This window comes from Actinomycetospora aeridis (genome assembly GCF_037400275.1).
Classification (GTDB): domain Bacteria; phylum Actinomycetota; class Actinomycetes; order Mycobacteriales; family Pseudonocardiaceae; genus Actinomycetospora; species Actinomycetospora aeridis.
In genome coordinates this window covers 384056-396447 of the sequence record NZ_JBBEGL010000006.1, presented here as the reverse complement: position 1 = coordinate 396447, position 12392 = coordinate 384056, and the positions used below count along the sequence as shown (strand labels likewise).

Annotated in this window: 10 protein-coding genes; 5 read left to right on the top strand and 5 right to left on the bottom strand. The window is 75.6% G+C overall.

The annotated features are described in order from the left end of the window. Positions 1 to 16 precede the first annotated feature (16 nt). On the top strand, positions 17 to 742 hold the full coding sequence (locus WCD41_RS23120) for a cobalt-precorrin-6A reductase (RefSeq protein WP_337716852.1): 726 nt from the start codon (positions 17 to 19) through the stop codon (positions 740 to 742). A gap of 61 nt (positions 743 to 803) precedes the next feature. On the opposite strand, the gene WCD41_RS23115 is transcribed toward WCD41_RS23120, so the two are convergent. Then, on the bottom strand, positions 804 to 3581 hold the full coding sequence (locus tag WCD41_RS23115; protein WP_337716850.1) for a DUF2232 domain-containing protein: 2778 nt from the start codon (positions 3579 to 3581) through the stop codon (positions 804 to 806). A 98-nt stretch (positions 3582 to 3679) separates the two neighbouring features. On the opposite strand from WCD41_RS23115, the gene WCD41_RS23110 reads away from it, so the two are divergent. Genes WCD41_RS23110 through WCD41_RS23100 form a run of 3 tightly spaced genes read left to right on the top strand, consistent with a single transcriptional unit; the run spans position 3680 to position 4618 of the window. Further along, positions 3680 to 4036, top strand: coding sequence for a VOC family protein (locus WCD41_RS23110; protein ID WP_337716848.1), 357 nt, complete (start codon positions 3680 to 3682; stop codon positions 4034 to 4036). Continuing rightward, entirely contained in the window at positions 4036 to 4425 is a 390-nt protein-coding gene (locus WCD41_RS23105) for a hypothetical protein (protein WP_337716845.1), read from the top strand. The genes WCD41_RS23110 and WCD41_RS23105 overlap by 1 nt, the downstream gene beginning before the upstream one ends. Positions 4426 to 4438: 13 nt before the next feature. Further along, positions 4439 to 4618 (top strand): hypothetical protein, encoded by a 180-nt coding sequence (locus WCD41_RS23100; protein WP_337716843.1) that lies wholly within the window; start codon positions 4439 to 4441, stop codon positions 4616 to 4618. Positions 4619 to 4621: 3 nt separating this feature from the next. Here WCD41_RS23100 and WCD41_RS23095 read toward each other — a convergent pair whose 3' ends face one another. The 3 genes from WCD41_RS23095 to WCD41_RS23085 are packed head-to-tail and all read right to left on the bottom strand — an operon-like array spanning position 4622 to position 7874. Next, positions 4622 to 6109, bottom strand: coding sequence for a precorrin-2 C(20)-methyltransferase (locus WCD41_RS23095; protein WP_337716841.1), 1488 nt, complete (start codon positions 6107 to 6109; stop codon positions 4622 to 4624). Beyond that, on the bottom strand, positions 6106 to 6771 hold the full coding sequence (locus tag WCD41_RS23090; RefSeq protein ID WP_337716840.1) for a precorrin-8X methylmutase: 666 nt from the start codon (positions 6769 to 6771) through the stop codon (positions 6106 to 6108). The genes WCD41_RS23095 and WCD41_RS23090 overlap by 4 nt, the downstream gene beginning before the upstream one ends. Next, positions 6768 to 7874, bottom strand: a complete 1107-nt coding sequence (locus WCD41_RS23085) for a 4Fe-4S domain-containing protein (RefSeq protein ID WP_337716839.1) — start codon at positions 7872 to 7874, stop codon at positions 6768 to 6770. The genes WCD41_RS23090 and WCD41_RS23085 overlap by 4 nt, the downstream gene beginning before the upstream one ends. A 72-nt stretch (positions 7875 to 7946) precedes the next feature. Here WCD41_RS23085 and cobN point away from each other — a divergent pair, with 72 nt between their 5' ends. Next, the gene (cobN, locus tag WCD41_RS23080) at positions 7947 to 11597 is read left to right on the top strand and encodes a cobaltochelatase subunit CobN (RefSeq protein ID WP_337716837.1); all 3651 of its coding nucleotides are present in this window, start codon (positions 7947 to 7949) and stop codon (positions 11595 to 11597) included. A gap of 64 nt (positions 11598 to 11661) precedes the next feature. Here the strand turns inward: cobN and WCD41_RS23075 are convergent, their stop codons facing one another. Then, the gene (locus WCD41_RS23075) at positions 11662 to 12261 is read right to left on the bottom strand and encodes a C40 family peptidase (RefSeq protein ID WP_337716835.1); all 600 of its coding nucleotides are present in this window, start codon (positions 12259 to 12261) and stop codon (positions 11662 to 11664) included. Positions 12262 to 12392: the final 131 nt, after the last annotated feature.

The following is a 12392-nucleotide window of genomic DNA, read 5'->3' as shown; positions in this document are numbered from 1 at the left end:
GCCGCCGGAACGCCGCGTGAGCCGCCGGGTGCTCGTGCTCGGCGGCACGGCCGAGGCGCGGGAGCTCGCGACCCGGCTCGCGGCCCGCGGCGACGACGTCACGACCTCGCTCGCCGGCCGCACCCGACACCCCCGGCTGCCCGACGGCGAGGTGCGCACCGGCGGCTTCGGCGGGGTCGACGGGCTGGCGGCGGCACTCGGCGACGTGGACGTCCTCGTCGACGCCACCCACCCCTTCGCGGCGACCATGACCGAGCACGCGGCGGCGGCCGCGGCGCGCACCGGGACGCCGCTGCTCCTGCTGCGCCGGCCGGGGTGGACGGCGGGGCCGGGGGACCGGTGGACACGGGTGGGGTCGCTGGCCGCGGCGGCGACGTCGATCCCCGCCGGCGCGCGCGTGCTGCTCGCCACCGGCCGCCAGGGCGTCGGGGCGTTCGCCGACGTCGACGCGTGGTTCCTCGTGCGGGCGATCGAGGCCCCCGAGGTGCTGCCGGCGCGGTCCCAGCTCGTCCTCGCCCGGGGGCCCTTCGCCCTCGACGACGAGCGCGCGCTGCTCGAGCGCCACGGCATCACCGTCGTCGTCGCCAAGGACTCGGGGGGCGGGACGGAGGCGAAGCTCGTCGCGGCGCGCGAGCGCTCGCTGCCGGTGCTGCTCGTGGACCGGCCGCCCCTGCCGGTGGGTGTCGACGTCGTGGAGTCCGTCGACGAGGCGCTCGCCCGCCTGCAGCAGCGCGCACCCTGACCCGCGATCGAGTGCGTGGCGTTGCGGACACTCAACGTCTGCAGAGCCACTCCGCTGACATCTAGAACGCTAGCCCGAACGCGAGGATCGCGGCGACGACGAGCAGGAGCACGAGGTCCCGGCGACCCGGGCGCTGGTCGGGGCCGGCGAGGGCGCCCAGGCCCCCGCGGGCGGTGATCGCCTCGCCGGTCTCGGCGGCCCGCCGCGCCGCCATGGCGCACGCGAGCATCGCCGCGCGGACGGCCAGCCGGACCTGCTCGCGCAGGGGGATGCGCAGCCGCCCCGCGGGCCGGCGTTGCCCCAGCAGGAGCCAGGCGGTCCGGCCCTCGGCCAGCAGCAGCGGCACCAGGCGCAGGCCGAGCGCGATCCCGGTCGCCGGGGTCTGCAGCGGCAGGCGCAGCCGCCGACCCAGCCGCACGACGCGCTCGAGCAGCGGCGGGAACGCGCCCAGCGGCGTGGTGGCGACCAGCAGCGCCGCCCCCAGCAGCGACACCAGCGTCGTCGCGAGGAACAGCACCACGCGTTCCAGCCCGCCGATGCTCAGCTCGGTGCCGAGGACGTCGAGCAGCGGCGGGCGGGCGCTGATCGTCGAGAGCACGATCGCCGGCAGCCAGAGCAGCAGCCAGCGCGGTGGACGCGGCACCGCACCCCGGGGCAACTTCGCCGCCACCGCGCCCACCAGGAGTACCCCGGTCGCCGCGCCCAGCGTCGGCCAGGTGGGGTCGACGAACAGCGCCGCCGCCACCGCGACCAGCGCCGCGATCTTCGTGCCCGCCCAGGCCCGGTGCAGGAACGACGGGCCGGGCAGGGTGCGCACCGCCCCGAGGGCGCCGCGCGCCCGCCGCTCGGGCCCCTCGGCGGGCGACGTCCCGACCAGCGACGGCGGCCCGTGCACCACCCCGTCCTCGACGTGCAGGACGGCGTCCGCGAGGTCGGCGACGGGCGCGGTGTCGTGGGTGACGATCACCAGCGTCGTCCCGGCCGCGCGCGCGGCGCGCAGGGCGTCGCGGACGGCGGTGGCGGCGTCGGTGTCGAGCCCGGCGAGCGGCTCGTCGAGCACGAGGACGCGCGGTCCCGCCCCCAGCAGGCCCGCGAGCAGCACGCGGCGCTGCTCGCCGCCGCTGAGCTCGTCGACGGGCCGGTCGCGGTACACGGCGGGGTCGAGGCCGAGCGCGGCGAGGGTGGTGTCGGCGGTGCGCGGGCCGACGCCGGCGGCGTCCTCGACCTCCTCGCCGACCGTCGGGCGCAGCAGCGCCGGCCGGGCGTGCTGGACCGCGAGCAGCGCCCCGTCGCGCCCGTTGCGCAGCGGCGCCCCGTCGAGGGTCGCGGTGCCCCGCGCCGGCCGGGTGAGGCCCGCGAGCAGCCACGCGAGGCTCGTCTTGCCCGCCCCGTTCGGGCCGGTGACGAGCACCGTGTGCCCGGGCGGGATGCGCAGGTCGACGTCGCGCAGCACCGGGCGGCGCCACGGCGTGCCGGCGTCGTGGACGACGTCGACGCCGCGCAGCTGCAGCGTGCCGCCCGCCGCCGGCCGGGGCGGCCCCCACTCACCCGGCGCCGACGCGGGCGCGACGTCGGGCCCCGGCAGCGCGACGGCGACGTCGGCCGATCCCGGGTCGTGGTGGGTGATGTGCAGGACGGCGACGCGCTCGGTGCGGGTGAGGCTGCGCAGCAGGTCGGTGACCTCGGTACGGCCGTCGGGGTCGAGCATCGCGGTGCTCTCGTCGCTGACGACGACGGCCGGCCGCCGGGCGAGCAGCGCGGCCACGGCGAGACGCTGCAGCTCGCCGCCCGAGAGCGTCGCGGTCTCCCGGTCGCCGGCGCCCTCGAGACCGACCCGCGCGAGCAGCTCGTCGACCGGCACCGGGGCGTCCGGAGGCAGGCCCCACCGCAGGTCGTCGGCGACCCGCACGCCGAGCACCTGGCTGTCGGGCCGCTGGAACACCATCCCCGTCCCGCCGGCGACCCCCAGCCCGGCGTCGCCCGGCCGCTCGGCGGCACCGCCGGACGGCGGGCGGCCGGCGACCACGCGCCCGAGCGTCGACTTGCCGGCCCCGTTCGGCCCGGTGACGACCGCGAACGTTCCGGTGTCCAGGTCGAGGTCGACGGGCGGGCCCGACGGCAGCACCACGCTGCGCAGGTGCAGGGGCAGCGGGGCGACCGCCTCGCCGCGGCGTCCGCCCGGCAGGCGCCCGGCGAGGTCGGTGGGCAGGACGCGCTGCACGGCGCGCAGCGGTCGGGCGAGGACGAGGCCCGCGAGCGCCACCCCGAGCAGCGTGCTGACGACGGCGAGGGCGGGCAGGGTCACCCACCAGTAGTCGGTGATCGCCCGCACCGCCCGGTCCCCGGCGGCGACGACCTCGGGGAGCCCGCCGCGCAGCAGGCGCGCGAGCCCTCCCCACGAGGTGCGCAGCTGGTCGAGGACGAGTTCGCGGTAGTCGGCGAACACGGCGAGCAGGGCCGTCCCCAGCAACGAGGTCGGCAGGGCCAGCACGACGACACCGATCAGGGCGGTCCGCAGCGTCGACCAGCCCCGCCGGGTGCCGACGCCGAGCAGCCAGCCGAGCGACGCCGCCGTCGCCGCGCTCCCGGCGGGACCCACGCCGCCGGTCAGGAACGCGACGACCACGGCGACGAGCACCCCGATCGGGCCGGCCCGTCCCGGACGTCGCGCGGCCAGCACCGCGGCCGGGAAGGCGGCGATCACCGTGCCGAGCGGGCCGATCGGGAACAGGCGGGTCAGCACGCACACCACGGCCACGAGATCGCCGAGGGCGGCCGCCTCCGCGAGCTCGACCGCGTCGAGGGGCCGGCGGGGAGGCGACCGGCGGAAGCGCCGCACGCGTCGAGTATGCCCGGTCCGAAACCACATCCGTCCGTTGACACTTACGAAAGCAGTCACTAACGTTAGCTCCACGCCAACCGACCGAGGAGGTCACCATGGGCCAGCCCGTCGCCTACTTCGAGATCACCAGCACGGCCCCCGAGAAGATCCGCGCCTTCTACACCGAGCTGTTCGGCTGGACCGCCGCGGCGGACCCGTCGATGGAGGGCTACGCGATGGTCGACACCGGCGCGGGCCCGGACGCCATCAGCGGGGGCATCGGGCCCTCGCAGGCGCCTGGGGACACCGGAGTGAAGATCTACGTCCGGGTCGACGACCTCGAGAAGGAGCTCGCGCGCGCCGGCCAGCTCGGCGCCGACACCCTCGCGCTGCCGATGGACCTGCCGGAGGGCTACGGGCGCATCGCCGTGGTCGCCGACCCCGACGGCAACCCCGTGGGGCTCTGGGCCTGATGAGCGAGCGCCGCGTCCTCACCGGGCTGTGGGAGGCGCTGTGGGGCGCGGCGCTCGAGTCGGCCCGACGCCTCGTCCACCGATCCGAAGGAGCACCCGTGTCCCGCGTCCTGTTCCAGGTCGTTCACTTCCCCAAGCCCGAGTACCGCGCCGACATGCTCGCCGCGATGGCCGTCATCCGGGAGACCTCCGCGCGCATCGACGGTCTCGACGAGATCGGCGCCTTCGAGGAGCCCGACGGCTCGCGCATCGTCGCGATCTCCGTCTGGGCCTCGCCCGAGGCGCTGGCGGCCGGCGCGTCCGAGCTGTTCGCCTCCGTCGGCGACCTCCCGTTCGACGTCTGGGAGACCCGACCCGCCGAATCCGCGACGCTCACCCAGGTCGCCTGACACCATCGCCGTCATGGGCGACGAGCAGTGGCTGTGCCTCGGCGGGCTCCAGCACGCCTGGGTCGCGACGAACTTCGACGCGGGCAACGAGTACCTGGCGGCCTACGAGCTGTTCTGCCCGACGTGCGGGCGCATCGTCGGCCGGGAGCGCCAGGACGGGGACTGGACCTGGGAGCCGCTCCCCGGCGAGTGACCGTCAGCCGTACCGGCGCGGTGTGTAGACCGTGCCCGGCGCGGGCCAGCGCGACGTCGACGCCCCGATGATCAGCAGGGTGCGCATGTCGACCTCGCCCGGCACGAGGTCGGCGAGCCGCACCACGCGCACCGACTCCTCGGGCCCGTCGACGTCGCGGCCGACGACCACGGGGGTGCCGGGGTCGCGGTACTTCAGCAGCAGGTCGCGGGCGGCCTCGACCTGCCAGGTCCGCGAGCGCGAGGCCGGGTTGTACATCGCGATGGCCATGTCGGCGTCGGCCACCGCGGCGAGGCGGCGCTCGACGACGTCCCAGGGCTTGAGCCGGTCGGAGAGCGAGATCATCGCGTAGTCGTGGCCCAGCGGGGCGCCGACGCGGGCGGCGACGGCCTGGGCCGCGGACACCCCGGGCACGACGCGCACCGGCACGTCGGGGTAGTCGGCGGCCGCGACCTCGACGACCGCGGACGCCATCGCGAACACCCCGGGATCCCCCGACGACACCACGGCCACCCGCCGCCCGCCGCGGGCGAGGTCGAGGGCGAACGCGGCGCGCTCGGACTCCACCTTGTTGTCCGAGGCGTGCACGCGCTGGCGCGGGTTCACCGGGACCCGCGCGGTGTAGGTCGTGTAGCCGACGACGTCCTCGGCCGCGGCGAGGGCGGCGGAGGCCTCGGGGGTGAGGCGGTCGCGGGCGCCGGGCCCGAGGCCGACGACGACGACCTCGCCGGCGTGCCCGGCCATCGCGGCCGCGGTCTCCTCGCGCGCGGCGGGCGTGGTGTCGGCGTGCACCCGCGACGGCACGACCGCGACCGAGAAGTACGGCACCGAGCCGGGTTCGACGTCGGCGAGGGCGGCGGTGCGCTGGGCCTCGGTGGAGGCGCGCTCGACGTAGTGCGCCTCGTCGAGCCGGCCCGCCGTCGCGAGCGCGGCGCGGACGTTCGTGAACGTCCGGCCGAGCTTCATCACCGCGGCGGCGTCGGTGTCGGCGAGGCGGGCGGCGAGCTCGTCGGAGGGCAGCGTGCCCGGCAGCACGGTGAGCACCTCGTCCCGCTCCACCAGCGGGCGACCGAGCGCGGCGGCCGCCGCGGCCACCGACGTCACGCCGGGCACGACCTCGGTGGGGTAGCGGTCGGCGAGGCGCTTGTGGAGGTGCATGTACGAGCCGTAGAAGAACGGGTCGCCCTCGGCGATCACCACGACGTCGCGGCCGGCGTCGAGGTGCGCGGCGAGCCGGGCGGCGGCCTCGGCGTAGAACGCGTCGAGGGCGCCCTGGTAGTCGTCGGTCGACTCGGTCGTGACCGGGTAGGTCAGCTGCTCCTCGACCTGCGTGCCGAGGTACTGCGCGACGATCGCGCGGGCGTTCGAGCGGCCGTGGCGTGCGCAGTGGTAGGCGACGACGTCGGCGCCGCGGACGAGGTCGACGGCGCGCACGCTCATGAGCGACGGGTCGCCGGGCCCGACGCCGACGCCGTACAGCGTCCCGGTCACGCCGCGCACCCGAGCGCCAGCGCGTTGACCGCACCGACCGTCATCGCCGAGCCGCCGCGGCGTCCGTGCACGACGACGTGCTCCGGCGAGGCGGGGTGGGCCACCAGCGCCGCCTTCGACTCCATCGCCCCGACGAACCCGACGGGCAGCCCGAGCACGACCGCGGGCCGCGGCGCGCCCGCCTCGATCATCTCGAGCAGCCGGAACAGGGCGGTCGGGGCGTTGCCGATCGCCACCACGGCGCCGTCGAGACGGTCGTGCCAGAGGTCCAGGGCGGCGGCGCTGCGGGTGGTGCCCTGCGCGGCGGCGAGGTCGGGCACGCGCGGGTCGTTGAGCGTGCAGATCACCTCGTTGCCCGCGGGCAGGAAGCGCCGGGTGATCCCGCTGGCCACCATCTCCGCGTCGCAGAGCACCGGGGCGCCCGCGCGCAGGGCCCGCTGCGCCGCGGCGATCGCGCCGGGGGAGACCTCGGTGTCGGCGGCGAGGTCGACCATCCCGCACGAGTGGATCATGCGGATGACGACGTCGTGGGCGTCCTCGGGCAGGTGGGTGAGGTCGGCCTCGTCGCGGATGATCGCGAACGAGCGCCGGTAGATCTCCGGGCCGTCGGCGATGTAGGAGGGGACGGCCGACTGCGTCGACTCCGTCGGACCGGCGCTCACGGGGACACCTTCCCTGCTCGGACGATCGTGCGATAGGTACCGCCGGGCGTGCCCTCCACCACGGCCACCGGGCCCGCCGGGGTGCCGCAGGCCCGCGCGCAGCCGACCCAGTGCGCGGGCAGCAGCCCGCCCGCGCGGCCGGTGGCGACGGCGCGGGCGAGGTCGCCGCGGACGTCGGTGTGCGACTTGGCGCACCGCGGCGCGCCGACGCAGGCCGAGAGGGTCGACCACGGCGACGGCCCCGTCTCGACGAGGCCCTCGAGCCGCGCGCGGGCGTCGGCGGGGGCGTCGCGCAGGACCACCGTGCGCCAGGGGGTGACCCGCAGCGTCGCGCCCTCGTCCCCGAGGTCGGCGAGCACCGCGGCGGCCAACGTGTCGACCTCGCCGAGCCGGGGGAGGACCTCGAGCAGTTTGCCCTCCGGGCTCGTGAGCACTTTCCGGTGCTCCCGCACCGGAAAGTGCTCACGAAGGGGCTCGAGGACGGCGTCGGCGCCGACCTCGCGGACCCGCCAGGCGTCGCCGCGCACTGCGAGGAACGCCTCGACGGCGGCGAGGGCCAGGGCGGCGGGGTCGTCGCCCGTGATCCCGGTGGGCGTGCCGGCGAGGTACAGGGTGCCGCCGAGGACGACGGTGACGTCGGCGTCGAGACCCAGGACATCGCCGGAGCCGTCGTCGATGGCGACGAGCAGGCGACCGGGGACGTCGTCGCGGCCGCGCAGCGCGTCGGCGACGGCCCGCGCCGGCGCGTCCACGGCCGGGGTGCGCGGCGAGGCCACGACGCTGCACGGGACGTCGCGCCCGCGGGCGTCGAGCAGGGGAGCCTCGCCGCCGACGCGGGAGAGCGCGGCGGCGAGATCGTCGGCACCCTGGTCCGAGAGGCCCCGCACCTGCCAGGATCCGCGGGAGGTCAGCTCGAGGGGGGCGGTGTCGGCGGCAGCGGCGAGCAGGCGCAGCTCCGCCGACGAGGTCGCCCCGCCCACCGGGCGGAACCGCGCGAGGGCGCCGTCGGCGGCGTCGTGGCGCCGCCAGGCCCCCGGGCAGGCGTCCGGACGGTCACGTGCCGCGGCCGGAGCGGCGGCGTCACGTCGTCGGGCTGCGGACATCCGTGACAGAGTAAGCGTGTTCCATCCTCAACATCTATCTAGGTGTTCAGACATTCTCGGCCTGGAGGCCAGGTGCTCCTGCTGCTCTCGACCTCGGACACCGACCTGCGCTCGGCGCGCGCGAGCGCACCGGGGCAGGAGGGTGCCTGGCGCTGGGCCAACCCGGCGCGGGTGGCGGTGGGCGAGGAGCTCGACCGACTCCTCGACGGCGTCGACCTCGTCGTGGTCCGGCTGCTCGGCGGCCGGCAGGCGTGGGAGGCGGGGCTCGACGCGCTGCTCGCCCCGTCCCAGCCGCGCCCGGTGGTCGTGCTCGGGGGCGAGCAGAGCCCGGACGCGCAGCTGATGGAGTCGTCGACGGTGCCGGTCGGCGTCGCGACCCAGGCGCACCTCTACCTCGCCCAGGGCGGGTCGGAGAACCTCGCGCAGCTCCACCACTTCCTCTCCGACACCGTGCTGCTCACCGGTCGCGGCTTCGACCCGCCGGCCGAGATGCCGAGCTGGGGCCGCCTCGACGGCTGGGAGCGCCCCGAGGAGGCCGCGAACGCGGAGTTCGAGCGCCTAGAAGCAGCGAACAGCACGTTCGCTGCCAACGGGGCGCGCCCGCGCGTCGCGATCGTCTACTACCGCGCGCACCACATGGCCGGGAACACGGCGTTCGTCGACGCCCTGTGCCGCGCCGTCGTCGACGCCGGCGGGGTGCCCGAGCCCGTGTTCTGCTCGTCGCTGCGCAGCCCCGACGACGACCTCGTGGCCGTCCTGCGCAACGCCGACGTCATGGTCACGACGGTGCTGGCCGCCGGCGGGTCCAAGCCCGCGAGCGCGAGTGCCGGCGAGGACGACGAGAGCTGGGACACCGGTGCGCTGGCGGCTCTCGACGTCCCGATCCTGCAGGCCCTGTGCCTGACGCGGACCCGCGACGAGTGGCTCGACGACGACGACGGCGTCAGCCCGCTCGACGCCGCCAACCAGGTCGCCGTCCCGGAGTTCGACGGCCGGATCATCACGGTGCCGTTCAGCTTCAAGGAGACCGACGGCGACGGGCTCCCGGTGTACGTCGCCGACCCCGAGCGCGCCGCGCGGGTCGCCGGGCTGGCCGTGTCGCACGCCCGCCTGCGCCACGTCCCGAACGCGGAGAAGAAGGTCGCGCTCGTCCTGTCCGCCTACCCGACCAAGCACGCCCGCATCGGCAACGCCGTCGGCCTGGACACGCCCGCCTCGGTCGTGCGGCTCCTGGGTGCCATGAAGGACGCCGGCTACGGCATCGGCGAGGTCCCGGGGCTCGCCGAGGGCGACGGTGACCTGCTCATCCGCGCCCTCATCGACGCCGGCGGCTACGACCAGGACTGGCTCTCCGAGGAGCAGCTCGCCGCCAACCCGATCCGCATCCCCGTCGACGAGTACACCCGCTGGTTCGCGGGCCTGCCGGAGGACTTCCGCGCGGGCGTCGAGGAGCACTGGGGCCCCGCGCCCGGATCGATGTTCATCCACGAGCAGGCGATCACCGTCGCGGCCCTGCAGCGCGACAACGTCGTCGTGATGATGCAGCCCCCGCGCGGCTTCGGGGAGAACCCGATCGCGATCTACCACGACCCCGACCTGCCGCCGAGCCACCACTACCTCGCGGCCTACCGGTGGCTGCAGAGCTCGTTCGGCGCCCACGCGCTGGTGCACGTCGGCAAGCACGGCAACCTCGAGTGGCTGCCGGGCAAGACGGTGGCGAGCTCCGCGTCCTGCGCCCCCGACCCGATCCTCGGCGACCTGCCGCTGATCTACCCGTTCCTCGTCAACGACCCGGGCGAGGGCACGCAGGCCAAGCGCCGCGCGCACGCGACGCTGGTCGACCACCTCGTCCCGCCGATGGCGCGCGCCGAGTCGTACGGCGACCTCGCACGGCTCGAGCAGCTGCTCGACGAGTACGCCTCGATCCAGGCGATGGACCCCGGCAAGATCACCGCGATCCGCGGGCAGATCTGGCAGCTCATCCAGGCCGCGAAGCTCGACAGCGATCTCGGCGTCTCCGACCAGCCCGACGACGAGCGCTTCGACGACTTCGTCATGCACCTCGACGGCTGGCTCTGCGAGATCAAGGACGCCCAGATCCGCGACGGCCTGCACATCCTCGGGCGCGCCCCGGCCGGGCAGGAGCGCGTCGACATGGTGCTCGCGGTGCTGCGCGCGCGGCAGCTGTGGTCGGGCACCCAGTCGCTGCCGGGGCTGCGCGAGGCGCTGGGCCTCGCGGAGAACGACGCGCCCCGCGCCGAGGTCGACCGCGTCGAGGAGCTCGCGCACTCGCTCGTCCTCGGCATGGAGAAGCGGGCCTGGGCGGACGCCGACCCCGCGCAGGTCACGCTCGAGGTGCTGGGCCGCAAGGACGACACCGTCACCGACATCCTGACCTTCGCCGCCACCGAGGTCGTCCCGCGCCTCGACGGCACCACCGCCGAGATCGACAGCGTGCTGCACGCGCTCGACGGTGGGCACGTCAAGGCGGGGCCGAGCGGGTCGCCGCTGCGCGGGCTGGTCAACGTCCTGCCGACCGGCCGGAACTTCTACTCGATCGACCCGCGCGCGGTGCCGTCGCGGCTGGCCTGGGAGACCGGGCAGATGCTCGCCGACTCCCTGCTCGAGCGCTACCGCGCCGACCACGAGGGGGAGTGGCCGACGTCGGTGGGGCTGAGCCTGTGGGGCACCGCGGCGATGCGCACGAGCGGCGACGACGTCGCCGAGGCGCTGGCGCTCATGGGCGTGCGGCCGGTGTGGGACGAGGCCTCGCGGCGGGTGACGGGGCTGGAGGTCACGCCGACGTCCGAGCTCGGCCGCCCCCGCGTCGACGTCGTCCTGCGGATCTCCGGGTTCTTCCGCGACGCCTTCCCGCACGTCGTGGCGACGATGGACGACGCGGTGCAGCTGGTCGCGGGGCTCGCGGACGAGGCCGACGAGGACAACTTCGTCGCCGCGCACGCCCGAGCCGACGCGGCGTCGGGGTCGTCGTGGCAGGCCGCGACCACCCGGATCTTCGGCTCACCCCCCGGCGCCTACGGGGCGGGGCTGCTGCAGGCGATGGACTCCCGCGAGTGGCGCGGCGACGCCGACCTCGCCGAGATCTACACGACCTGGGGCGGGCACGCCTACGGCCGCGGGCGCCAGGGCGAGTCGGCCGTGGACGAGATGCGGGCGGCGTACCGGCGGATCGCGGTGGCGGCGAAGAACATCGACACCCGCGAGCACGACATCGCCGACTCCGACGACTACTACCAGTACCACGGCGGCATGATCGCCACGGTCCGCGCGCTCACCGGGGCGGCGCCGGCGGCGTACGTCGGCGACTCGACCCGGCCGGAGAACGTGCGCACGCGGAGCCTGATCGAGGAGACCGCCCGGGTCTTCCGGAGCCGTGTCGTCAACCCGCGCTGGATGGCCGCGATGCGCCGTCACGGCTACAAGGGCGCGTTCGAGATGGCCGCGACCGTCGACTACCTGTTCGGCTGGGACGCCACGGCCGGCACGGTCAGCGACTGGATGTACGGCTCGCTGACCGAGAACTACGTCCTCGACCCGGAGAACCGCGCGTTCCTGCGCGAGGCCAACCCGTGGGCGCTGCACGGCATGGCCGAGCGCCTGCTCGAGGCCGTCGACCGCGGGCTGTGGGAGGCCCCGGACCCGGCGATGGTCGAGCAGATCCGCGAGGCGTTCCTCGAGGCCGAGGGCGACGCGGAGGGTTAGTCCGATCGTCGTACGTGAGTGAAATTGTGGGCTATAGCCCACAATTTCACTCACATAGGACGGGTCAGTACGGCGCGTACGCCCAGCCCAGCGGGTGCTGGAAGTGGTCGATCGGGACGATGCCGACCCGGCCGTGCGCGCTCGACGACACCACGCGTCCGTCGCCCAGGCTCAGGGCGACGTGGGCGTTCGCGGACGTGTCGTAGAAGACCATCGCGCCGCGCGGCGCGTGCTGCCAGTCGCGGTGCTGGTCCTGCGACCGCCAGTCCTCGCGGGCACTGGCGTAGTGGTGCTGGGTGCCGAACGCGTTCTCGACCGCGCGCTCGCAGTAGCCCTCGTAGCGCGTCGTCCCGATCCGGGACTCGAAACGCTCGATCGCGTCCTCGATCTTCTGGTGCTGCGCGTTCCGCGCGGCGGCCTTCGTCAGCTCCGGCACGGTCGCCGCGGCGGAGGTGGCGTCCGGTGCGACCGCCGCGACCGCGGTCACCGACGCCGTGCCGTGGTGGGCGGCCGCCAGGTCCAGCTCCGCCGTCGTCGACCCGACCTCGGGCAGCGAGACGTCCGTGACGTGCGAGCCGAGCACGGCGGCGCCCATCGCGCCGACGGCGACGCCGAGGACGGTCGTGAGCTGCTGGGGGGAGCGCGGCAGGGCGGCAGCAGTCATGGGTGGGGTCACCTCCGTCGACGGCCCGGTCGGGGAGCGGGGGAGCGTGACCGGGCCGTGATGCGACGGAGATTAGCCCAGAATGCGGCGGGCGCCACCGCGGGCGGGCATTCTTTCCGCAGTTCAGGAAC